At 40.1% G+C, this 24,786-nt stretch carries 20 protein-coding genes and 1 pseudogene; 8 read left to right on the top strand and 13 right to left on the bottom strand.

The window, feature by feature from the left end:
• Window positions 1–97 precede the first annotated feature (97 nt).
• Window positions 98–1,336, top strand: a complete 1,239-nt coding sequence (locus KUL10_RS04925) for an endonuclease/exonuclease/phosphatase family protein (protein WP_110427793.1) — start codon at window positions 98–100, stop codon at window positions 1,334–1,336.
• Window positions 1,337–1,413: 77 nt separating this feature from the next.
• Here the strand turns inward: KUL10_RS04925 and katG are convergent, their stop codons facing one another.
• Complete coding sequence (gene katG, locus KUL10_RS04920; RefSeq protein ID WP_110427792.1) at window positions 1,414–3,693, bottom strand: catalase/peroxidase HPI; 2,280 nt, start codon at window positions 3,691–3,693, stop codon at window positions 1,414–1,416.
• Window positions 3,694–3,961: 268 nt separating this feature from the next.
• On the opposite strand from katG, the gene phaR reads away from it, so the two are divergent.
• The 5 genes from phaR to KUL10_RS04895 all read left to right on the top strand — a co-directional run bounded on the left by phaR (window position 3,962) and on the right by KUL10_RS04895 (window position 8,480).
• On the top strand, window positions 3,962–4,384 hold the full coding sequence (gene phaR / locus KUL10_RS04915) for a polyhydroxyalkanoate synthesis repressor PhaR (protein WP_110427791.1): 423 nt from the start codon (window positions 3,962–3,964) through the stop codon (window positions 4,382–4,384).
• A gap of 227 nt (window positions 4,385–4,611) precedes the next feature.
• Window positions 4,612–5,304, top strand: a complete 693-nt coding sequence (locus KUL10_RS04910) for a phasin family protein (protein ID WP_110427790.1) — start codon at window positions 4,612–4,614, stop codon at window positions 5,302–5,304.
• 48 nt (window positions 5,305–5,352) lie between these two features.
• Window positions 5,353–5,703: a phasin family protein gene (locus tag KUL10_RS04905; RefSeq protein ID WP_110427789.1), complete on the top strand. Its 351-nt coding sequence runs from the start codon at window positions 5,353–5,355 to the stop codon at window positions 5,701–5,703.
• A 131-nt stretch (window positions 5,704–5,834) separates the two neighbouring features.
• Window positions 5,835–7,052: a polyhydroxyalkanoate depolymerase gene (locus tag KUL10_RS04900; RefSeq protein WP_110427788.1), complete on the top strand. Its 1,218-nt coding sequence runs from the start codon at window positions 5,835–5,837 to the stop codon at window positions 7,050–7,052.
• A 261-nt stretch (window positions 7,053–7,313) separates the two neighbouring features.
• Window positions 7,314–8,480: a lytic murein transglycosylase gene (locus tag KUL10_RS04895; RefSeq protein ID WP_233499728.1), complete on the top strand. Its 1,167-nt coding sequence runs from the start codon at window positions 7,314–7,316 to the stop codon at window positions 8,478–8,480.
• Window positions 8,481–8,550: 70 nt separating this feature from the next.
• Here KUL10_RS04895 and phbB read toward each other — a convergent pair whose 3' ends face one another.
• A complete protein-coding gene (gene phbB / locus KUL10_RS04890; RefSeq protein WP_110427787.1) occupies window positions 8,551–9,273 on the bottom strand; it encodes an acetoacetyl-CoA reductase in 723 nt (240 codons plus the stop codon).
• Between the two features lie 202 nt (window positions 9,274–9,475).
• The gene (locus tag KUL10_RS18600) at window positions 9,476–9,649 is read right to left on the bottom strand and encodes a hypothetical protein (protein WP_158525319.1); all 174 of its coding nucleotides are present in this window, start codon (window positions 9,647–9,649) and stop codon (window positions 9,476–9,478) included.
• Between the two features lie 115 nt (window positions 9,650–9,764).
• Between KUL10_RS18600 and purU the strand changes: the two genes are divergently transcribed.
• Window positions 9,765–10,613: a formyltetrahydrofolate deformylase gene (gene purU, locus KUL10_RS04885; protein WP_110427786.1), complete on the top strand. Its 849-nt coding sequence runs from the start codon at window positions 9,765–9,767 to the stop codon at window positions 10,611–10,613.
• A gap of 5 nt (window positions 10,614–10,618) precedes the next feature.
• Here the strand turns inward: purU and KUL10_RS04880 are convergent, their stop codons facing one another.
• A complete protein-coding gene (locus KUL10_RS04880; protein ID WP_110427785.1) occupies window positions 10,619–12,151 on the bottom strand; it encodes an EAL domain-containing protein in 1,533 nt (510 codons plus the stop codon).
• A gap of 302 nt (window positions 12,152–12,453) precedes the next feature.
• Here KUL10_RS04880 and KUL10_RS04875 point away from each other — a divergent pair, with 302 nt between their 5' ends.
• Window positions 12,454–12,636, top strand: coding sequence for a hypothetical protein (locus KUL10_RS04875; protein WP_110427784.1), 183 nt, complete (start codon window positions 12,454–12,456; stop codon window positions 12,634–12,636).
• Here the strand turns inward: KUL10_RS04875 and KUL10_RS04870 are convergent.
• From KUL10_RS04870 to KUL10_RS04830, 9 genes and pseudogenes are all read right to left on the bottom strand, one after another.
• Window positions 12,633–13,937, bottom strand: a complete 1,305-nt coding sequence (locus tag KUL10_RS04870; protein WP_233499708.1) for a 3-deoxy-D-manno-octulosonic acid transferase — start codon at window positions 13,935–13,937, stop codon at window positions 12,633–12,635. The genes KUL10_RS04875 and KUL10_RS04870 overlap by 4 nt on opposite strands.
• The gene (locus KUL10_RS04865; RefSeq protein WP_110427783.1) at window positions 13,934–16,621 is read right to left on the bottom strand and encodes a PAS domain-containing hybrid sensor histidine kinase/response regulator; all 2,688 of its coding nucleotides are present in this window, start codon (window positions 16,619–16,621) and stop codon (window positions 13,934–13,936) included. The genes KUL10_RS04870 and KUL10_RS04865 overlap by 4 nt, the downstream gene beginning before the upstream one ends.
• Before the next feature lie 4 nt (window positions 16,622–16,625).
• Window positions 16,626–17,619: pseudogene (gene moaA / locus KUL10_RS04860) on the bottom strand (GTP 3',8-cyclase MoaA).
• A 122-nt stretch (window positions 17,620–17,741) separates the two neighbouring features.
• The gene (locus KUL10_RS04855) at window positions 17,742–18,851 is read right to left on the bottom strand and encodes a glutathione S-transferase family protein (protein ID WP_110427782.1); all 1,110 of its coding nucleotides are present in this window, start codon (window positions 18,849–18,851) and stop codon (window positions 17,742–17,744) included.
• A 22-nt stretch (window positions 18,852–18,873) separates the two neighbouring features.
• The gene (locus KUL10_RS04850; protein ID WP_110427781.1) at window positions 18,874–20,397 is read right to left on the bottom strand and encodes a carbon-nitrogen hydrolase family protein; all 1,524 of its coding nucleotides are present in this window, start codon (window positions 20,395–20,397) and stop codon (window positions 18,874–18,876) included.
• Window positions 20,398–20,591: 194 nt separating this feature from the next.
• A complete protein-coding gene (locus KUL10_RS04845; protein WP_110427780.1) occupies window positions 20,592–21,608 on the bottom strand; it encodes a lipopolysaccharide assembly protein LapB in 1,017 nt (338 codons plus the stop codon).
• Window positions 21,609–21,898: 290 nt separating this feature from the next.
• Entirely contained in the window at window positions 21,899–22,387 is a 489-nt protein-coding gene (locus KUL10_RS04840) for an SEL1-like repeat protein (RefSeq protein ID WP_110427779.1), read from the bottom strand.
• Between the two features lie 174 nt (window positions 22,388–22,561).
• Window positions 22,562–24,079: a diguanylate cyclase gene (locus tag KUL10_RS04835; protein WP_158525317.1), complete on the bottom strand. Its 1,518-nt coding sequence runs from the start codon at window positions 24,077–24,079 to the stop codon at window positions 22,562–22,564.
• Window positions 24,080–24,343: 264 nt separating this feature from the next.
• A complete protein-coding gene (locus tag KUL10_RS04830; protein ID WP_110427777.1) occupies window positions 24,344–24,778 on the bottom strand; it encodes a SirB2 family protein in 435 nt (144 codons plus the stop codon).
• Window positions 24,779–24,786: the final 8 nt, after the last annotated feature.

The following is a 24,786-nucleotide window of genomic DNA, read 5'->3' as shown; positions in this document are numbered from 1 at the left end:
TTGCAGAGTTTGTTATATTATAACATCCCAAATATAATCAAATTCGGAAAATTTCAAGCACATTTAATAGACCGATAATAGTCAAAGGTAATTAAGAATGAACAAAGCACTAGCTAACGTGGCATTAAAATTTTGCACCTTGTTATTCAGTATTTTGATTTTGCTCGGCTGCTCACTTCTACCAAAAGGATCACCGGAAAGAGCTGTGTCAAATACGGTGAAGATTGCGAGTTTCAATGTCAGCATGGAAGCAAGAAACTACAGCAGTGCAGACGAAAACCAGTCTGCGCAACAACTAAGCAAAGGCCCTGTTTTGTTGATGAAACACCTTCAATCTGGAAATCATCAGCAAATTAAAAACATCGCCGAGATCATTCAACGCATCCAACCAGACATTATCCTTTTAAATGAATTTGACTACATCGATAATCCTAAAAAAGGTGTCGAGGCGTTTATCAAAAACTATTTGAATAAGTCTCAAAATGGCGCAGAAGCAATTGATTTCCCATATTATTTTTACGCACAATCCAACACGGGATTACCCACTACTTTCGATTTAGACAATAACGGCAAAGCTGAAGGTTTTGGTGCTGATGCTCACGGGTTCGGTCTATACCATGGGCACTATGGCATGGTTTTACTCTCTAAATATCCAATTGTTCAGAAAGAGATACGTACTTTTCAGCGCTTTTTGTGGTCTGATATGCCAAATGCTTTGAAGCCTATTGATCCAGAAACTAACCTTCCTTTTTATGACGAACTTGAATGGGCAAACCTAAGGCTTTCTTCAAAATCGCACTGGGATGTGCCGATTAAGATAAATAACAAGACTGTCCATGTATTAGCCAGTCACCCCACACCTCCTGTTTTTGATGGCGATGAAGATCGAAATGGTAAACGCAATCACGACGAGATCCGCTTTTGGTTAGACTATGTCTCACCGAAGCAGGCTAGCTATATATACGATGATCGATGTATAAAAGGCGGCCTGAATGAAAAGGCTGAATTCGTTATTTTAGGTGATTTAAATGCATCCCCCGATAGAATTGAAGATAAACAGCATGCATTACATCAATTGATCACTTCCAAAAGAGTAAACGAAAGTAAAATTCCAGCAAGTCGTGCGGGTCGAGAAAACCGGCCAGACAATGTTTACGCAGATTTTCATACCGCCAGTTGGGCAGCGAGAGTTGATTACGTGATGCCTTCAAGCGGATTTGAAATTATTGATAACGGTGTTTTTTGGCCGACCAAAAATGATGATCTGCATAGACTAGTTAAAGATCGAGCCAGTTCATCAGATCATTTTATGGTTTGGCAAACGCTACGATTTTAGTAAATGCTGAAGCTTACAGATTAAAAAATTCCCGCAATAAGCGGGAATTTTTATAGGTTCTGAAATGATTGCTTTCGCTAAACGTTGGGCTGACGATCCAAATTCATCACCTTCACCCATGCCTTAACAAAATCATCTACAAATTTTTGCTTTGACGTATCGTAGGCATAAACTTCTGCAACAGCTCTAAGCTCAGAATTTGACCCAAAGATAAGATCTACTGATGTAGCAGTCCATTTTTGTGCACCTGTCGCGCGGTTTAAGCCATTGTATACACCATCTTGCTCAGCTTTTTCCCACTTTGTAGACATGTCTAGTAAGTTAACAAAAAAATCGTTGCTAAGCGCACCAGGCTTGTCGGTCAAAACACCGTGTTTATTACCTGAGTGATTCGCATCAAGGGCTCTTAAACCGCCTACTAGTGCTGTCATTTCAGGGATAGATAAGTCAAGTTGATCAGCTTTATCCACTAACATTTCGGTAGGTGACTTATAACTTTCTTCAACATTGAAGTAGTTTCTAAACCCGTCTGCAGTGAGCTTAAGCAAATTAAATGAGTTCACATCTGTTTGCGCTTGAGTGGCATCGCCTCTACCTGCTGTAAACGGCACTGTGACTTCAAAACCTGCATCTTTTGCCGCTTTTTCAATGGCTGCAGCGCCCCCCAGAACGATAAGATCGGCCAACGACACTTTGTCACTGTTGAACAAGCCTCTATTAAAACCATCTTGAATCTCTTTTAATTTAGCGATGACTTTTGCTGTTTCCGCTGGGTTATTTACTTCCCAATCCTTCTGAGGCGAGAGCGCTAATCTGGCACCATTTGCACCGCCGCGCATATCTGAATGACGGTAACTAGCAGCTGATGCCCAAGCAGTGCGCACCAATTCTTGTACACTCAAGCCACTATCTAAAATTTCAGCTTTGAGTTTGTCTATGTCCTTGGCGTCTAAGTCTGACTGAGTATCTTCCGAAATAGGGTCTTGCCAAATATGAATCTCATCAGGTAACTCGTTGCCCAGATAGTTAAACGTAGGCCCCATATCGCGGTGCGTCAGTTTGTACCATGCCTTCGCAAAGGCTAGTCGGTATTCTTCTGGGTCAGCTAAAAAGCGTTCTGCAATTTTGCGATACTCAGGGTCAAATTTAAGCGCTAAGTCAGCAGTTGTCATCACAGGTGGATTAAATTTACCCTCAATATGCGCATCAGGCACGACTTTCTGCATAGACTCATCAGTCGGGATCCATTGAATCGCACCGGCTGGGCTTCTGGTTTGCTTCCACTCAAAATTAAGTAGATTGCTTAAGTAAAGTGAGGTCCAACGGGTAGGTGCTTGTGTCCACGCACCTTCTAAACCACTGGTGACGGTATCTTCTGAATGCCCTTTGCCACAGGTGTTTTTCCAACCCAAGCCTTGTTCTTCAATCGGTGCGCCTGCTGGCTCTGGGCCAACACAGTCTTTTGGTTTGTGGGCGCCGTGCATTTTGCCGAATGTATGACCACCAGCAATCAAAGCCAATGTCTCTTCATCATTCATCGCCATTCGCCCAAAGGCAACGCGAATATTTTTTGCCGAACCTACTGGGTCGGGCACACCGCGTGGTCCCTCTGGATTAACATAGATCAAGCCCATGTGTGTAGCGCCTAGTGGACGTTGTAACTTACCGTCTTTCTCTTCACGATCTGATGCAAGCATTTCAACCTCTGGCCCCCAGTACACCATGTCTGGTTCCCAATCGTCAGGGCGTCCACCCGCAAATCCGTAAGTCTTAAACCCCATGTTTTCTAACGCAACATTACCCGCTAATACCATTAAGTCAGACCAAGAAAGCGCTTCTCCGTATTTCATCTTTAAGGGCCACAATAAACGACGAGCTTTATCCAAGTTGCCGTTGTCAGGCCAACTGTTAAGCGGATCAAAACGCATTTGACCACCGCCAGCGCCACCACGGCCATCTAAAGTGCGATAAGTACCGGCGCTATGCCAAGTCAACCTGATAAAGAACGGACCGTAATTTCCCCAATCTGCTGGCCACCAGTCTTGAGAATCCGTTAATAAAGCGTCTAAGTCTTTTTTAACCGCTTGCAGGTCTAACTTGCTGAATGCTTCTGCATAGTTGAAGTCAGCACCGTAAGGATTTGAGCGACCATCATGGTCACGAAGCGCGTGCAAGTCTAATTGATCTGGCCACCAAAACTGATTAGATTTAGCTTGAAAAGCCTTGGTTGCGCCAGTGCCCATAGCGCCTTTGGGCTTGGATATTTCAGCTGTTTCAGCAAAGGCTTGACCTGCACTCAAAGCAAGAGTTACAAAGCAGGATACGAGAGTAGCTTTAAATAGTCGTTTTTTATTCATTGGTTTTTACCTTATATAAGATTCACTAAGATCAATTCTTATCACCGTCTAATAACATCGAACGAACCCTTGTAAACTTATTGTCAAATAATCGTAAACAGCTCGTTACTCGATGCAGTAAAAGAAGTATAGAAAAGGTTTTAGAAAAAGTATTTTGAAGAAAAACGATTGTTTCAATCGGAAAAGCAAATTGAAACGAACTGCAAGATAGCCAAGTATTAATTCATGTTGTATTCTTTATTCGTCTTCATCATCAAGAGCATCTAAATTGATTATCATCAAAAAATATCCAAATAGAAGAATGTACGATACGACGCAAAGCAAGTACGTAAATTTGGAATTTATCAAGCGTTTAATCAATGATCGTCTTGAATTTAAAATTATTGATTCAAAGTCTGATGCCGACATTACTAAGTCTGTATTGTTACAAATCATTGCCGAATCCGAATCAAATGAGCATCAAAGCCTACTAACAGATGCTTTACTCAAACAACTGATAAGATTTTATGATAGCGAAATGGAAGTTTTTGTAAGGCAGTATCTGGAACAAAGTCTTGTTCAGTTCATCGAACAACAAGATAAAGTGCAAAGTATGGTTAAGAATATGGTCGATAACTCACCCATGACTGTGTTTTCAAAAATGATGGAACAAAATATGTCTGTTTGGAACTTCACAAAAAAAGAAAAATAACCTTTAAATACAAATACTTAAAAAATTCCAAACCTTTCAAACCTGATTTAAATCAATTTTTTGTTGCACTGCAACAAAATAAATCTTGACCTTAACTCCATATTGGCTATTATTTACACATATTCGATGTTGCAGCGCAGCAAATTAGCTTGTTAAATGATGCAAGTTTAGCTAAACAACACCAGTGTTCAACTAAGTTAATTGTAAATGAAGTCAAGGAGCAAACCATGTTTGGTAAATTTCAAGACCAGTTCAAAAAGACAACTGTTCCGGCAAACTCACTGTTTGCTGCTAATGCAAAATTAATTGAAAAAATGTCAGTGCAACAAACTGAGCTTTTCTCTGGTGTGATCAATGACAGCCTCAAGTTAATGGACTCATGTGCAGAACAATCGGAACTTAAAGGTTTGCTGGCTGCTCAAAGCATGTTTGCACAATCATTTAGAGACAGGATGACTAGCGTGTCAAAAACGACTTACTCCACACTAAATGACATGGGACAAGAATACACAGCAGTTATAAAGCAATCGTTCGAAACAGCATCAGAAGTAACAAAAGACGTTGCTGAACAAGCTGCTCAACAAACAAAGCCAGCTGTAGTAAAACCAAAAAGTGCCCCTAAAAAAGCAGCGCCAAAGAAGGCACCAACAAAATCGAAACCTACAGCTACAAAAGCAGCGCCGAAAGCAGCACCTAAAACAGCAGCAAAATCTGAAGTAAAACCGGTAGCTGCTAAGCCTGCGGCAACGAAGACAACAAGCAAAACGCCTACTAAAAAAGCTGCTCCAAAAACAACGACTAAAGCAGCACCTAAGCCGGCAACGAAGGCGGCAAGCAAGCCTGTTGCGACCTTGAGCGCAGAAGAAATCAAAGCTACTGCACCAGTTAAAGCAAGTGCAAAACCGAAAACATCTGTTTAATCAAATTAGTTTTTAATAATACCTTTACCGTAAATCTGGAGATACCACATGTTTGAACAATTAAATGAGCAATTGAAAGAGTCAATGAAGCCTGTTACTGAACTAGCAACATTGAACATGACAACATTACAAACATTAGCTGAAAAGCAAAATACTTTGTTTTCAACACTTCTTTCTGAAGGCGCAAGTTTTGCTGAAACTGCAAGCCAACAAAAAGACGTTATGAGCCTTGCTGAAGCTCAAAAAGCTTACTTCGAGTCATTGCAAGCAACCGTCACTGACGCTGCCAAAGAAACTTACACATTAGTCTCTGGCGCGCAAGCAAAAGCAACTGAAGTGATGAAAGGCATGAGCGAAGAAATTACAAGTAAAGTTGCAGCTGCTGCCGCTGCAAAATAGCTCCACGTGGTGTTGCTCGCGACACCCTGTATTAGCTTATATACCTTTATAAGTTTTTAAAACTTCAATCATCACGGACTAGGGTGCTATTTTGATTGAAGTTTTTTTTCGTCTTGGATTTAGGAGAAAACATGAATTACCAAACGTATGACTATTTTGCACGTAGTGGTCAGCTACTGAGCGAAAGCTTTAATCTTGTCAACGATGTTATTTCCCATCCCGCCAATCCATTCTCTTACACGTGGAGTGGCCGTATTGCCAGTGCTACGCTAGAGACTGCCATTCGAGTAACCCAGCGCTATGATAAGCTAGGCTTTGACATTAACAATGTTCAAATAGAAGATTCGACTTATCAAGTACGCGAAGACGTTGTGCTAAACAAGCCCTTTTGCAACCTTGTACATTTTAACAAAATGGGACATGTTGGGCATGATAAGGTATTACTTGTTGCGCCTCTTTCTGGACATCATGCAACGCTGTTAAAGGGAACAGTAGAAGCGCTCTTACCAAACCATGAAATTTATATCACTGATTGGGCTGATGCTAGGGAGGTTCCGTTAGAAGCAGGTCCATTTTCATTTGATTGTTACGTTGAATATTTGATTGAGTTCATGAACCATTTAGGCGGCGATACACATATGATCGCTATTTGCCAGCCTACGGTGCAAGCACTGATTGCGACCGCCGTGATGTCACAAGAAAACAACCCGAACATACCAAGAACATTAACCTTAATGGCCGGTCCATTAGACACCACGAAAAACCCGACTCGCGTTAACGAGTTTTCTCATCAAAAACCTATGTCCTGGTTCGAAAATGTAGCCATCATGGAAGTTCCCTTTGGGTACGCGGGCACAGGTCGAAAAGTCTATCCAGGGTTCATGCAACTCGGTGGGTTTATTTCAATGAACAAACAAACTCACCTGAAAAAGCATGCAACTTACTTTCAGAATCTTCTATTTGGTGAAAAAGAGGATGCAGATAGGTTTAGAGCGTTTTACGACGAATACATGGCTGTATTGGATATGCCTGCTGAATTTTATCTAGAAACCATTGAGCGTGTTTTTAAAAATAATGAAATTGCAAACCAAACGATTACCTACAAAGGCAAAAAAGTAGATTTCTCTGCGATTGAAAAAACAGCCTTGCTAACAGTTGAGGGTGCTGAAGACGACATTTGTGGAATTGGGCAAACAGAGGCGGCTCAAGATCTTTGTGTGAATATACCAAAGCAAATGAGAAAACATCACGTTCAGCCTGGCGCAGGTCACTATGGAATATTCAGCGGGTCAATGTATCGTAAAAATATCCGTCCACTCGTGACTGAATTTATCGATAAATATTGCTAATTGACTTATCGACGTCAAATTTAGTGAAATAAAAAGTGCCTCGCAATGGCACTTTTTTTGTTTTTACAGTCAAATAAAACAACACGTTGCAGTGGTCTTGGGGTTATAATCAATGCCATATCAATGACGCTCCTTACGTACCCTATAACATCAGGTAAAAATGGAATGAAACAAGCCTTTCTAGGAACCCTAAATTGGACAATGAACAAAACCGTTCTGGTGTCTATCGGCATCACTTTCTTTTCACTGTCATTACAAGCAATGACACCCGAGAAATTAGCGAAGCGCATTAGTGACAATCAAGCTGGATTTGCCCAGTGCCTATCTGAGCTTGCAGTTAAAGCTAAAGAAGCCGGTGTCTCCGATGAGCGAATTAGAGATGAGATTCCAAGTTTATCCTTTGTGAAACGCGTCATCGAGTTAGACAGTAGTCAACCAGAATTCGTCACCACTTTCCCCAATTACTTCAGCAAAAGAGTGAATGATTGGAGAATAAACAAAGGTCGAGAAATGCTTGTAAAGCACAAAGACTTTTTACGAGAGTTGACTAAAACTTATGGAATACCTGGCCACTACTTACTATCTTTTTGGGGATTAGAAACAAACTTTGGCGGCTACAAAGGTAAAATGTCAACGCTTGATTCACTAGCAACGCTTGCGTGTGACTACCGTCGTAGCGATTACTTCACTAACGAGTTGTTGCTTGCTCTAAAATTGATGGATTCTCAAGGTTTAAGCAAACAAAACATGCAAGGCTCATGGGCTGGCGCAATGGGGCATACGCAATTTATGCCTACAGCTTATACGAATTATGCAATTGATGGCGACGGTGATGATCAAATTGACCTTTGGAATAGCGAAAAAGATGCACTTGCCTCAGCAGCTAACTTTCTTTGGAAACTTGGATGGAAACCTGGTTTGCGATGGGGAAGAGAAGTCATATTGCCAAACAACTTTGATTTCACACAAGCCAATAAGCAATATCGTTCTTTAAATGAATGGTCAGACATGGGAATCGCGAAAACAGATGGCAGCAGTTTAGGTAATTTAGATATCCCCGCAAAACTGCTGGTTCCCGCGGGACACAAAGGACCAGCATTTATCGCATATCATAACTTTAAAATAATTTTACGTTGGAATAACTCAGAGTTTTATGGCATTGCGGTTGGCCAATTAGCGACACAAATTGCAGGAGGTGTAGGTTTAAGTAAGCCTTTACCTGAATTGCCTAGGTACAGCATTGCTGAAATGGCAAACATGCAACGGGCATTAAATAAATCAGGTTTCGATGTAGGCGGAGCCGATGGAATAATTGGCCCTAGCACACGTGCAGGTATTAGGGAGTTTCAAGCAGCGAATGGATTGATTGCAGATGGCTTTCCATCTCCAGAAACGCTCAACGCTATAATGGGTGCCGATCGTAACTAACCCGAATATTTGTTGCGCTAGGTATACCTAATAAAAAAGGAGCTATAAGCTCCTTTTTTGCGTCAAACGCCTAGTACATATGTTGACCGCCATTAATTGAGAGCGTTGAACCCGTTATAAAACCAGATTCGTCATCAATTAGAAAGGCTACTGCATTTGCAATATCTTCAGGTTTACCCAAACGCCCAACAGGAATAGTTTTAATAATTTTAGCAAGTACATCTTCTGGGACAGCACGAACCATGTCAGTATCGACATATCCTGGTGCAATTGCATTGACTGTAATACCTTTACCAGCACCTTCAAGTGCAAGTGCTTTGGTAAAACCATGAATGCCTGATTTTGCCGCAGCATAGTTTACTTGGCCATACTGACCTGCTTGTCCGTTGACAGAACCAACATTGATAATACGACCAAAATTACGAGCGCGCATACCGTCAATAACCGCCTTACAAGTATTAAAGCAAGACGCTAAGTTAGTCTGTATAACTGCGTCCCAGTTATCAAATGACATTCTATGCATTGTACCGTCGCGCGTAATACCCGCGTTGTTAATAAGCACTTCCACTGGACCAAAATCTACTTCAATCTGTTGGATCGCAGTTTGTGTAGCTTCGAAATCTGATACATCAAATTTAACAGCTGGTATACCCGTTCTTTCAGTAAACTCTTGCGCTTTTTGATCGTTACCACCGTAATTCGCGACAACTTTATAGCCTTTATTCTTGAGTGTGTTACAGATGGCTTCACCGATACCGCGAGTTCCGCCCGTTACTAATGCTACTTTTGCCATTTTTGACACTTCCTTATTAAAATGATTAATCAAACCGAATAACGGTCAGTTATAATCTAATAGAAAAATGACAGTAATGCGACCTTGGTAGGAGAAATAATAAAATACTAGGAAAAACCAATATCTATTGATCTCGGTCATGATTTTTTGACGAGTTGCGGGCTAACAACTAACGATACAAATAAATAAGTCGTTTTATTTATTAGGCGGCAAAAAGATAAAGGTTATACTCATCACAATCAGAAGTGAGTAGGTTTGCAAGATCATTGTGAGTAAATCCGGCTTCTAATAATACTTGTTTTGCAGTGTCCCTTGCGCATGAAGTTTGATGCTCGTCGCAATAAGCCTTTATTGCCTTTTCAATATACGCTGGCATAACTGAGTCTCTTGAATAAGTATATAATACTGTAGTCTTATATCGACTTTTCTGAAAAGTAGATTATTTCTTGGTCAGACGAATAATGACTAAGCAACAAATAAAAGGATATAACGTGAAGCAAACATTTCGCCTCGTCATTGATTGCCCAGATCAAACTGGTCTGGTAGCTGCCGTATCGCAATTCTTATCTCAACACGATGCGAATATATTAGAAGCCAGTCATCATACTGATTTGGCGGTTAACCGCTTTTTCATGCGTCATGAAATAGCAGCAGATTCATTACAGCTCGACTATCACAATTTTAGTAAAGAGTTTGCCCAACTTGCGCAACAATATGACATGAAATGGAGACTAAGTGACTCTAGCAAAAAGGCGAAAGTAGCGCTTTTAGCCAGCAAAGAATCTCATTGTCTCAATGATGTACTTCATCGTTGGCACACCGGCGAACTTCAGTGTGACATTCCTTGTATCATTGCTAATCACGAAGAAATGAAGCAATACGCGGATTGGTATAAGATCCCGTTTTACTTGGTCGATTTTTCAGACAAAGCTGCTGCTTTTGAAAAGATTGAAAAGCTGTTAGAAGACTATGAAATTGAACTAACGGTGCTTGCGCGCTTCATGCAGATTATTCCAGACTATTTATGTCAAAAATTGGCAGGGAAGATTATCAATATCCATCACAGCTTCTTACCCTCATTCGCAGGCGCTAAGCCATATAAGCAAGCATATGATAGGGGCGTTAAATTGATAGGCGCTACATGTCATTATGTTACATCTGACTTGGATGAGGGGCCAATCATAGAACAAGAAGTAATGCGCATCAGTCATAGCGACTCCGCACTTGATATGGTTAGAAAAGGCAAACGATGCGAAGTCAATGCACTGGCAAATGGTCTGCGTTACCACCTAGAAGAACGTGTGATTATCCATCAGCACAAAACTTTGGTATTTTCGTAAACGCTTCATATATTAAGCTCTTTTTGTCCTTTTAAGAGGCTAGCTAAAGCTTGGGCGGGCATTGGTTTACCAAACAACCACCCCTGCCCTTGCGCAACGCCAAAGTCCAAGAGTGCTTGCTGTTGTCGGCGTGTCTCTATGCCTTCTGCGACGATCTCTACTTCTAGCTGTTTTGCTAATGAAACGATATATGGGATTAAGGTAGATTTCACACTTTTTTCTTCTAGTGAAATGACAAAAGAACGATCGATTTTCAGTGTGTCAAACTTAAACTTTTGCAACTGTCCAAGGTTTGCATAGCCAGTACCAAAATCATCAATTGCTACCTGCACGCCTTGCTCACGCAGTACATCAATATTGCTAAGCGCCTGAGCATTATCAAGCGCCTCGTCTTCAGTCAGCTCAAAGCATATCGCAAATCGACTCTTTAAAAGTCCCATTCGAATGGCTTCTTCGACATTTTGTTCATTAATATCACACGGAAAAACATTAAAATTAACTTTAAAGTTTGTGGGGATATTTGATTCTTTATCCAAAATACTTAAAGATCGTGACATCAACTGCGCAGTGAAACGTTTTGTCAATTTCAGCTTTGAAATCATGGGTATAAATTCATCCGGATACAATACCCCTTTTGAGTCTTTAAAGCGGGCTAGCATCTCACAGCCTATAATGCGACCAGTGTAAAGGCATACTATAGGTTGAAATAAAGGGTAATATGCTCCCGTTTTTAGTCCCCTTCTAACCCGTTGAGGTACAGAAAAATACCACTCAAACACTCTTGAAAGAATAAGAAATCCGATAAACCAAAACAACACAAAGAACAAAAACCACAACATCACAACTTTGGTGGTTATAAAACTAAATATGTCCGTGACTGTCGCGATACAAAACGGGAATTTTTGATCACATAGGGTGACACCAAATCGAGTCATACCTAAACTCAAATCGCCACGAATTAGATTTTGATAAAGGTTACTTTCACCCAGCATGGGGAAAAAATCACCGTTTTCACTATAGACAAGTTGGTAACGATAGGGAGCCATACCTTCAATAGCGACATCATTTTGGTCAGTAATAATATTGAAACGATTTAACTTGGTAGCAAACGCCGAGTAATCTTTTTGAAATAATTCAAGCTCTGAGTTTGTCCAAATTGCAAATCCACGACTAGTGATAAAATCAGGAGAGGGTTCTTCAATTACGCCGTCAATTATGCCAAGACCGGTTGTACACTGAACTTTCCCATCATAAAAATATCCTATATCTTTTATGTAGGTAGATTGGAACATGATTTGTCGCAAGAAGATTAAAAATTCTTTGTTGCATTCAACGTTTGGCGAGCGGTTTAAGCGAGTCAAAGTGGAAGTTGTTTCAGTACTTATTTCTGCAAGTTTTGCCAAATAACGCTCAGAGAAACGTAGTTGCTCGCCCTTAACTTGTTGTATTCCAACCCAGCTAACAACGGTCATGCAAAGAGCGGCAAAAGCAGTGCTCAAGAAAAATACTAACAAGAAACTAGCAATAGACCGTTGCATTGACCAGATTTCATTCCTTTAATTTAACAAAACGCACTAAGTACACTTCATGTGTTTGACATATTAGCCGAGATTAGCGCTTAAGATAACTCGAATATAGTTGTCTTGTTACTCATAAATTCTAGCCCTAAGCGTCTTTTACATTCTACATGTATTTGATTAGCGGCACCTAATATAGATATATACCATGGTATGTGTCTTTATTTGCTTCACTCTAAAATAATTACTTACATTTAATGAATTGCTAATATTCCGAAAAGTTAATAAGTTATGATGACGCACATATTTCGTAGGGTTGCCTCATGTTACGCAATGGTTTTGTTAGGTTTGCAGTTTTTTTAGCGCTTATCTTTGCAGCAATTACATTTTACTCAATGGGCATTAAATCAGGGGCCTTTATTCTTGTTATCTTGGGTTTCCTTCTTGAAGGAAGTGCATGGATGGCTATTTTTGGTCGCCGAAAGGTAAACACAAACAAGACTTAAGCAATCGATTCTTCGATAATGGCCAAGGTTTTTTGAGTGGCACCAGCATTACTTTCAATGACTTTATGACCCTTCTCTCCCCTAGCCTGCGCCTCAATAAGGTCGTTCAAAAGCGTATCTAATGAATTAAAAAGGGAGTCTTCATCATTTACAATGTCCAACGCTTGTGCCTTTGTAAGAGCGCTAACGATCAATGGATTATTAAATGTACTTGGCCCCATGCATATTGGAACGTGGTACAAAGCAGCTTCTAGAGGGTTGTGCCCCCCCCTGTCGACAAGACTTCCGCCAACAAAACACAATGTAGAAACACGGTACATCGCTTTTAACATTCCCATTTGATCGACGACGATAACATCGTTGTGCTTTTCAGTATTTTTTGCACTTACTGTGGTTGATTGAAAGCCCATTGCATTGACTAGTATAGCTACTTCTTCAAATCTGTGAGGGTAACGAGGAACCAATATCAATAGCAGATCATCATGTGTGCATTTGAGCTTTTTGAATACCTTGAGAAGTGCCTTTTCTTCTCCTTCATGAGTCGAAGCACCAAGTAAAACAGTTCTATTCTCAACACCAAAAGTCTCTGCAAACATGTTAGCCTTACCTTCATCTTCCACACTCGCGGTTAAGTCAAATTTTAAGTTATTGCTCAAGTGTAATTGGCGTTTGTAAACACCTAAATTGATGAAGTTTTCAAAATCGAGCTGACCTTGGGCACATATTGCGTCGAATTTTCGTAGTGTGGGCCTGTAAAGAAATGCTAGTTTTTTATAATTCGTCAAAGAGCGCGATGTCATTCGCGCATTAATTAGTATTTTAGGAATCTTGTGTACATAACATTGGTGTACAAGGTTTGGCCAAACTTCAACTTCAGTAATGATCAAGCCCTTAGGCTGTAATCGAGTTAACATTAAATGATTGAAAAGTGGAAAATCGATAGGTAAGAACGCATGTTGAACTAAATTACCATACAATCGCACGGCTTGTTGTGCGCCAGTAATTGAAGTGCAAGTAAGCGTAATGGGTATACTTGGATGTGACTTAATCAAGCCCCTAACAACCCCTTCAGCTGCATTGACTTCACCCATTGATACGCAGTGAATGAGCAATCCATTTGGCTTGAAATTTTTTGGATAAATACCAAAACGCTGACGATTCTTGTGCCACTCTAAGCTGCTGCTATCAGCTTTTTTTGAAAACAATTTAATTAAAAATATAGGGCTTAATGCTAGTAAAACCAGACTATACAACCATCGCCAAATGAAATGGTACCATTTGTGTCGGTAGCTCAGTTTCATAGATTGCGGCGAATCACTTTGTAAAGTTGTTCTTGATTGAAAGGCTTGATTAAATAATCGTTCATTCCGACTTGAAAGCATCGTTGTACATCACCCGCATGCCCATGAGCAGTTGCTGCAATAATTGGTATATTTTTAAGTGCATGATTGTCAAAATTTCTGATTGTTCGGGTTGCCTCAAACCCATCCATGATGGGCATTTGGCAATCCATCAAAATCAAATCAATATGTTCTCCACTACGAATAAAATCTAATGCTTCCTGACCGTTCATGGCGAAGTGTATAGAGGCACTGTATTTTTCTAACATAGCCTCAAAGACAGCCTGATTAATATCATTATCTTCAGCAACCAGAATACTCACACCCGATAAACTCGGCTTGTCAGTCACACTATCTTTTGCATAGACATATGACAGATAACGAGCCGTTAAGTATGCATCAGACAAAGGAATATCATCTTGTGATATCTGCATACTTGATTGCTTTACTAGCTTATCGATAGCAATATGCTTGATCGGCGATTTGATCTCTTTCACCAGCGACTCGTCGCCAATGAAAAACAGCTTCTGACTCGCACCCAACTTTCTTGAAATTGATGCCAGTATCAGTTTGTTATCTAAGCCATAATCACCTTCATATACGACTATATATTCCCAGTGTTTTGAGCTGACAAGCATTTCGATCACGATTTGTGCTTGCGTTAACACTAGCATTTCAAAGTCGTGTTGTTCGCTCAACGTTTGCCAGGTATCGATCAAAGCAGCTTCATGCGTGAGCACAAGTACAGCTGGCAGTTCTACTTTCTCTTTTAAGGATCTAGATTCCCCTTTATTCTCGACGATAGGGAGTTCAAACCAAAACTGCGAACCCTTCCCCTTCTCACTAATGACACCAATTTTACCATCCATCAATTCGACTAACTGCTGACAAATAGTCAGTCCAAGACCCGTCCCACCGTACTTGCGGGAAAACGAAGAATCTAATTGTTCAAACTTTTTAAACAGCATTGGAATTTTATCTGAATCAATACCAATCCCAGTATCGGAAACGCTATAACGAAGGGCTCCTTTTTCAAGATATTCAATCTTCAGTATCACTTCGCCGGTGTCGGTAAATTTTATTGCGTTTGCACAAAGATTAGTAATCACTTGCTCAATGCGCTGAGAGTCTCCGTAAACCGAACTTCCTATTCGTTCATCTATAAACGTAGAAAAATTTATTCCCTTCATTTTCGCAGCATGCTCATGCAAAGCCGTTTTATTGGCAATCAAGTATCGTAAATCAAATTCCGTAGGAACGATGGATACCTTGCCAGCCTCAATCTTTGAGTAATCAAGCACGTCATTGACAATGTGGAGCAAAGATTCTGCGCTTTGCTTGACCAAATTCGCATAATTAAACTGCGTACTATTTAAATCTGAATTGAGTAACAACTCGCCCATTCCGATCACACCGTTAATGGGTGTACGTATTTCATGGCTCATATTGGCAAGAAAGGCACTCTTGGCAGCATTGGCCTTATTTGCATTTTCAACAGCAACTTTTAAGTCAGTGATGTCTTGAAAAGCCCCTTTCAGCCTCACTGCTTCGCCATTTTCATATTCAGCATAACCTACTGTTCTTACCCAAATATGCCTGTCTTTTGCAGTAATAAAGGGCAGCTCTAGATCCCAATGCTGACCTGTTGCGATTCCGTTTTCGACAGCCTCACGGATAATAGGGCGAGCCTGTGGTGCGTAATAATTGATTGCAGAATCGACCTCGACAAACGTGCCAAAAGGAATTTCATGAATATTATATACCTGTCGAGACCATGTGAGCTTCTGATTAATGATATCTAACTCCCAAGTCCCTAGTTTCGAAAGTCGAGCGACCGTTTCTAGCGTTTCTTGGTTTTGTTTTAAGGCGTGTTCTAACTCAATCTCTCGTGTTACATCATATAGGTTCATGACAAACCCTACCGACGAGAAACCCTCGAACGAAGGATGTAGGTGGACGTTAAACCACTTTTTCTCTTCATCTTTTGTCTTTAATGCAAGCTTACCGTTGAATGAGAAGGTGGACGCTAATGCATCGGTAAAACCTTTAACTTCGTACGGATCGTTGCCTTTGTGCAAGCAAAACAGAGGATGCTTTTTTATGACCTCATGATTGTCGTATCCAAGATGCTTGATGAAAGCTCCGTTAACCCACCCAATCGTAAAGTCTTCGTTTAAGATAAGGACTGCCGAATCAGAAGTTTCAGACATTGTTGTTAAACGAGTGTTGTCTTTTAATCGCGTGGCAGCAAGTGACTTTGACTTGGCGAGTGTCTCTTTAAGACTTTGTAAGCGATTAGACTCAGTGATGGTGACCACTACAGTGCTCTGCTCACCATGGAGTAATGACAAGCCAATACTGATATTTATACTACTCTGATCTTTATGTAAACCAGGGAATGAGTTTCCTTCTCCCATATTTCGAGCTTCAGGGTTGGTAAAATAAGTCTCTAACACCTTTGAATGTCTTTCACGAAATTCATGAGGCAACAAAACATTGATATGCTTACCCACTATTTCTGCAGGTTGATAGCCGAAAATTGTTTCGATTGGGTCGGTTGCTTGCAAAATATAGCCATTAAAATCAACCTCAAGCATAGCACTGGCGCTAGCATTTAATAATGTGCTTGCACTTGATGGAGACACTTTACTAGCCCCCTAACATCGCTAGATGGGTAGTTGCACCCGTATTACCCTCTAGTAGGTCATGTGTTTTTTGCTTGTCAGATAAACATCCGGCTATTTCGCTGGCTAACAAAAATGCGTTTTTCGTTTTCATCGTTGACCTCAGATCGATGCCATTTTCTGCAAACAGACACAAATGCAACTTACCAATCGCCGAAATCCGAAGTCTATTACAATTGTCACAGAAATTTTTAGAGTACGGCATGATTAAGCCAATGTTGCCTTTGTATTCTGGATGGGTAAATATTTTCGCGGGGCCTGATAATTGATCCCTTGGTTTTTCTGTCCATTTTTGTGAAAGCAATACTTGTTTTACAGACTCCCCTGAAAAGTGCTCTCTCTCAAAAAAATGAAAGATTATCTCCTGTCTGCATTAGCTCTATAAAGCGCATGGAAATAGATTTATCTTTGATCCAGTATAAGAATTGATTGAGTTGTTTTTGTGTAAATGATTTTAATAAAACAGCGTTCACTTTCACATTAAGGCCCAAATCTATCGCTTTTTCTATGCCCGTCAAAATATTTTGCAAGCGACCATCACCTGTGATTAATTTGAACTGAGTTGCATCGAGCGAATCTATGCTCACGTTTAAATTCGTCAATCCGGCATCTGCCCATTTCTCTACTTGTCTATCCAAGTTGTAGCCATTAGTTGTGATGGCCACTTGTTGGATTTTTTCAACACTCGCAACCAGTTTGATGATATCCAAAAGATCTTTTCGTAAAGCAGGCTCTCCCCCCGTGATTCGAACTTTTTTTGTGCCCATTAATGCAAACGCGTTAACAGTGGTGCTTATTTCTTCGAGCGATAGAAAGTCTGTGGGTGTGTTACATTCATACCCATCTGGAAGGCAATACTGACATTTAAAATTACAAACGTCAGTGATTGACAGCCGGAGATATTCGAATCTTCGACCAAAAGTATCTGACAACTGAGCGGGTAAACTTGAACTATCCATCCATGCCTTGAAAATTTAACTTTGATTAATACTACAAAGTTTTTGACCTTATGAATACGTCTAGACTGCGATAACTTAGATATAAAAACATAATATAACTTAAGTTTGGCAATATTGCTTCACTACGCCTTTTTGGGGTACAACAAATTGCGCTTACGAATAAGTTGAGTAGTAATTTTTATGTTCATACTTTCTTGCCCGCCCACACTCTGCAACCACCCATTTACTGCTTGCAAATGCTGAGTATCCAGACTTTGATAAAAGTTGACTGGTCGCTGGAGCATCCATTGCGCATAAGAATTAATAAGCCTTGTTTCTTTGCTGTTGCCAATTGAGAACTCAAATTTTCCTAAGAATCGTGGCAACTTTGCCGTTGGGTGAGTTGAGATTCTTGAGGCAACTCGCTCTATAGTTTCTTTCAAAACAGGGAATTGCTCCTTAAACATTCGTTCAAATATCGGCGTGAGCGTAGATGGCACACTATCCACAAATCCCAAGTTTGCCTGCTCTGGACTAAGTTGATTCATTCTTTCGACCCATAGCGCAACATTTGGTGCTTTGCTCCGCATCAATTCGCCTGAATATGGATCTCGATATAAATGCGCATAAAGAGGTCCAATAAATCCAAAATCAGCAATACAAGGTGAGTTACCAAGTAAAAAATCATACTTCTGAAAATGCATATCAAGCTGTGATAAAAACGATTCATACCAAAGCTCTATCGCTTTATAGTTACGTTTACTAACGCCAAGGACGGGGCCAAACATTTTGCCAAAATACAAAGCTGGCAAAACCCCAAATAAAGGCTGAATGAATTTAGGCCAATGAGGCACTCCGTTTGCACCAAACTCCTTTAAAACGAACCACAGGTGACGCTTCTTATAAAACCAACGATAGTGCATTGCAGGAAGCAATAGCCACTCATCTGCAAATAATTCTAATAAAAGCGCTGCAAGCTTGACACTAGGATTTTTAGGATAAACTGAACTGTCTGTGAATCTTTGTTCCAAGTAATCTATGATCTCGGTTGTATCTTGAACAAACTCATTTTCAGGCGTCTTTAATACGGGGATCACTCGCACACCTGTGTTGGGATATAGAAGCTCTCTAACTACCTTTGCAGAAGCCTTATGTTCCTCAAAAGGAATTCCTTTGTATCGCAAATAAGCTCTGGTTTTGCCACTAAAAAGTGACACTTCGGCACCATAGTGTATATAGGTGGGTTTATTCATTGCCGCGCCTTTGTTAATACGCTTATTTGCGCCAGGAAATACTGTATAAATCTTGCCTGCGATCTTTCAAATTATTGACAGAACCCTCACTACGGACCAATTTCAACTTGTCTAAGTCCAGATCCGAAAACATCATCATTTCTGTATTTGCTGTTGTTTCACTCATTACAGCATCATGTGGAAAAGCAAAATCAGATGGTGAAAATACTGCTGATTGGGCATATTGAACATCCAAATTCTCTACTGCAGGTAAATTCCCACAGCTGCCGCAAATCACAACATAACATTCGTTTTCAATCGCCCTCGCTTGAGCGCAGTGACGAACTCTTAGGTAACCGTTCTTTGTATCTGTCCAAAAGGGTACGAAAATAATGTCTAAACCCTCTGCAGCCATCATTCTACCTAATTCGGGAAACTCAATGTCATAGCAAATCAAGATCCCCACTTTACCTGCATCAGTATCGAAAACCTGTAGCTTATCACCACCTTGAATAACCCAATCTCGGCGCTCATGAGGCGTAATGTGGACTTTCTTTTGGCATTCTATTGTGCCATCACGACGACATAAATAACTCGCATTGTATAGCGTATCGCCCTCCAACAAAGGAAGAGAACCTGTGATTACATTGATATTGTAACTGACTGCCAATTGTGACATTTCAGTTTTAAATCGTTCGGTAAAACCAGCTAAAAAACGGATAGCTTCTACCTGTTGGCTTTGATCTGGGCAAAGTCCCATTAAGGCTGCGTTAAAGAACTCCGGAAACACAGCAAAGTCACTTTGATAACTTGATAGGGCATCAATAAAATATTCCACTTGCTGTAAAACATCTTCAACAGAGTTGACTTCTCTCATCATCCATTGAACAGCGCCCACTCTAACTTGGGTCTTGCGGCTCTCTATGACAGTATCAGAAGGTTCATATAAAAAGTTATTCCATTCCAACAGTGTTGCATAGCCTTGTGACTTTTCGTCTTCAGGCAAATATTTATGAAGTAACCTTTTTACTTGAAAGTCATTGGACAATTGAAAGGTCAATATTGGATCATACACTTCGCGTCTTGCTACAGCCTGCAAATACTCACTGGCCCTCATCTCACTGGCATGTTTGTGATAACCTGGGATCCTGCCACCAGCGAGTATCGCCTTTAAATTCGATTGACGACATAACTCCTTCCTAGCTTCATACAAACGCCGGCCCAACCTATAACCGCGATAATCTGGGTCAATCAGAAGGTCCAAGCCATAGAGTGCGTCGCCTTCAACATTATTTAAGATTGTTTCTCGATGTCCAATTAAATCATCATAGGTATGAGGGTTGCTGAACCGTGTATAATCTACTTTTACAGTGAGCGCTACACCGACAAGTTTTTCGTGGTCAATCACTACAATCTGACCTTCCGGTAAATCCTCAATTAAGCGATTGATTGTATGACGAGACCAAGCCCCACCGATATCTTGATACACCTTATCCATCAACAGTTTTAGCTGTGAATAATCACTTTTTTCCAGATTTCTAACTTTTAATAACAGATCATCATGCATGCTTTTCTCTAGTCGTGAACTCACTTCAAAGACAATAAGAGAATACCTAAACAAGTGCAAACAGTCATAAAAGATTTAATTAGTCTTTAGTGATGCTAGCGCAAATGAAAATAGCAAGATTTACTATCGAACACCGGTCGTTTACCCGTATATATTGTTACAATACCTATAAAATTTAGCATATAAACACCAATTTAAGGCAGGCATTGTCGACAATTATGAGCTTTTAACGCCTCCAACTTAGCGGCATACAAACGTTGGTTTTCTTGCGTACCTGCCAATACCAATGCTTTTTGTAATGCTAATCGACTCGAATTGAGCTTACCTTGTTGGAAGTAAATGCTGGCTTTAAGAAAATGAGGCTCATGTAGATAAGGCGCTAAGTTTTCGGCTCGCTCAACAAAGCTAATCGCTCTTTGATAATTTGTTTCATTGATATGAGTTTTAGCTAATGCTAGCCATGCATAGGGGTTGCTTTCATTTACGTCTGCTAGTGATGCCAGAATATTTTCCGCTTTGCTCTTTTCTCCCATACTCAAAAGCAGGTTTGCATAATTTTCCGAAGAATTTAAAGTTGCGAGCTTTTTATCCTCCATTAACTTAAACACTGCAAGTGCATTGCTAGTTTGCCCAATACGCTTGTAAATCACGGCAAGAATATTCAATAACTCGCTTTGCGTTGGATCTTGCTCTAAGCCCTTTTTTACATGAGCGTAGGACAAGTCATAAGCATTATCGACTAATGCACTCGCAGCTTTGTTTTGGTGGTACATTGCAATAAATGTGTTTTCTTTCACTTCGTAACTTTGCACGACCGTACTATCTGGAAAGTAATCAATGATTGAATGGGCTCGACTAATCAGTATTTTACCTGATTTAACTTGCTTGATAGGTTCAAATACTTTTGTTCTTACATGGGAAGATAGCAACAGGACGTTGCCTTGCTTATTAAAAATAGGTTGAGAATCATTTTTCTGATATTCGATATCAAGACCCGCAATTTTTGCCAACGCCGTCGTTAGTATTGCAAGCGATAAACAATTACCCGCGCCCTTTTCATAAGCTTCTTGTGCAGTATAGGTAACCCCATCATAAGTAAAACCCGATAAGGAGCCTGACAGATAATCCGCAAACCGACTATGCTCTTTAGTAGTAGCCCGTTGAGGATCATAGTAGTAATCTTCAAATTGTTTTATTTGTTCAGGAGACAATGAAAACAGTTTTTCAGCCGACAGATCAACAACATCAAAATAATCGTCGTAAAGTACATTTTTAACGGCTTCATTAATTGTCTGACCCTGCTTGAACTTGACTAAATTTTGTTCGGAGTCACTTGAGTTTGATCCAGATGATATATGGCTGCAACTGGCAAGAATACTGGCCCCAGATAAAAGAATAACGAAAATGAAAGGCCGAATGATAACGCTCCTTGATTACATTCATTGGCCTTTAATATGCGTGAATTAAGTACTCTTTGCAATTATGCGACCGATAAGGCCCCCTATTTACCTGGCGTACGATACTTACTACACTGCATTAGTTTTCGGTTGGTACCCATTTCTGCGCGCTTATAACAGCTTACTTCTTGAGCATCCTCACCATACATCGCGATGTATTCGTCTATCATTGGTTGAAGTGCTGCTTTTTGCTCACTAGAAAGACTACTTTTTATTTGGTCTCGAACGTCTCTCCATTTACGCTCTTTACCTTCGGCTGCCACGTTTAGCCAAAGATAGGCTTGCGTTACATCTTGTTCGACACCTAGTCCCTGCAAATACATAAGCGCTAAGGCAAACTGAGAAATTTTATTGCCCAATTTTGAAGCGATATTTAAGTTTTCATATGCACGATCATAATTTTTGCTTTGTAGTGCATCCATCGCATCAATTGATGCGCGATTGAATTCCTCAACCTCAAACGATGTCGCAGCGTGTGCTGAAAATGAAAATGCACTTATTAATAACGCGGAAGAAAAAATTAAACGTTTCATGTTGAAAGCCCTTTGCAATATGGAGACTGAAGTGTCACACAAAAAAGTGTGTGTTATATGCACAGAATGTAACAAAGCTTGTAAATTTGAGTATTTTGAAACAAGTCCTAACACTTACTGAAAAAAATAGGTGTTTGGTTTAATAATAAACGCGACTTAGCGACTTAAAACCCTTTACTTGCAAATAAACGTGACTATCTTATCTCTGCCAGCGTGTTTGGCTTTGTAAAGACCTTTGTCCGCTAGAATAATCGCCTCTTCGAGATCCGTTTTTTGACCCAGTTGAATGACGCCAGCGCTGAAAGAAACATGAATTGAACCACCTTTATCGTCACTAAAGGACATCGCTTTAAAAGCAGATTTTATGCTGTTGAGTTTTTTGGCTGCCGCATCTACCGTACAATTTTCAAACGCGATGACGAACTCTTCACCCCCCCAGCGACCGATAGCATCAGTATCTCTTAGAGAATTCATAAGCAACTGCCCCAGTGAAAACAGAACGCGATCGCCCACCACATGACCAAAGGTGTCATTAACTTGTTTGAATTTATCTAAATCAATTACTGCAAGTGATGTGGGCTGCTTTTCACGTCGGGAACGCTTGATTATTTGGTTTGTCACTTCTGCAATTTGTCCGTGATTCAATACACCTGTCAACGCATCTCTTGCAACATGCTTACGAATATCATTAGCCCGCTTTAAACGTGTCAAGATTTGACTTTTTACCGCTCCAATCGCAGACGCTTTGGAAATGACGTCCTCTGCTCCAGCCGAAATCGCGTGTAATCTAGTTTCAACGGTCTCGTCAGCAGTAATAAAAATAATGGGTGTGAAATCAAACTTAGCCTCGTACCTAAGCATCTTAGCCAGTTCAATCCCATCGACATCAGGCATATTCATATCAAGTAAAAATAGGTCTGGGCGCAAATTTTCAAGTTCTTTAAAAAGGCCTTCCGCTGATTCAAAGTAAATAACGTCACAACCTTCTTGTTCAATCATGAGCTTATAAAACGTGCCCATCGTAGCTTGATCGTCGACAAGCACCAGTTGGAAAGCATGCGATTGATTAGTGCCTAGTGTGCGAGAGATTTTTTCAATTAAGGAATATGAATTAATTGGCTTGGTAATGAAGTCAGCACAACCCGCTCTTACCGCTGCTAAGCGTGTTTCAAAGGTAAATGTTGACGAGCAAACAATCACCTTTTGCCCCTTTTCAGATTGACGTTTTGCGAACTCGAACACCTCAGTTTGAGTCACCTTTGGCATCACGATGTCGAGTAAAATTAAATCAATATCCTTATCGCTTTCTTCGTACTTTTCAATGCTTTCAAACCAATATGCATTGATAGCAAACGTATGAAGTATCTCGATAAGTGCATGCCCAATAGATTTCTGATCATCAATGATACCAACTGTCTGCTTATCTATTCGATGCAGTAAGTTTTCATGCTGATTAATAAATGATGAAATAAGGTCTTCACCACCAACATCGCTATTGACTTCCACGAGAAATGGATCTGGTTTTTCTTTTTGACCTGTGATTAATTGATCAATCAACCACTTATTATCAAGAATTGTTTCATCAATTGATTTCTGCTCTTTTAATCCATCGTTTGAATTGTCGATGAGGCTTTTAATTATTTGTTGCAGAGCAAATAGTGTAAGCGGTGTGATATCTGTATAAATTTTCAAGCATTGTTTCTGAAACTCAAGCAAAGCCTCAGATTTGCGACTCTGTTCAAAAAGCTCCCAAGTTTTAAGAAGCTTGCCCAACTCCCTAATATAGGTTGTCTCGTATTCAGATATCAATATTGTACGCCGATCAAAAGTGTTAAATAAATTCCATTCTTGATGGTTTATCGGCAAATAATTAAGTTTTGCAAGTCTTTATTATGACAAAGCTCATAGCTTTCGATTAGCACTCGCTATGCGCAATAATTCTAGTTAAACACACTATCAAGCATACAAAAATGGCGAAGTAGTATTAATCATTTCTAATAAAGCATTAGTACCTTTGACCTTTAAATGGTCCGCGAAGCCCAGGCGCGCGCTCATCACTAGCCAAAACACTGCACTTAGCAAACCAACAAATTGCCAAATTCGTTTTTTAGCCCATTTTAAGGCAAGAGTGATTGATAAAACATACAACACAAAACCAGCTAACTTAGAAGATGCCCAACCATTAACAAAAGGGTAAAGGTTAAGTGGATTATTAAGCACAAGGTAGACAAATGTAATCACAAACAAGGTATATAAAATATGTGGACCTATCTTGAGAATTTTATGACTAAGTGCATCAGAGTTTTTGAGCGTAAGTACAAAATTTATAATAAAAAATATAAATGTAAGTAGGATGATCGTTAGATGGGCGTGCTTTATTATTGTGTACATTCGTTATT

The sequence above is a fragment of the Glaciecola sp. KUL10 genome, from assembly GCF_003203515.1.
Lineage (GTDB): Bacteria > Pseudomonadota > Gammaproteobacteria > Enterobacterales > Alteromonadaceae > Glaciecola.
The sequence above is the reverse complement of the archived record's forward strand: the minus strand, read 5'-3'. Positions and strand labels throughout refer to the sequence as shown.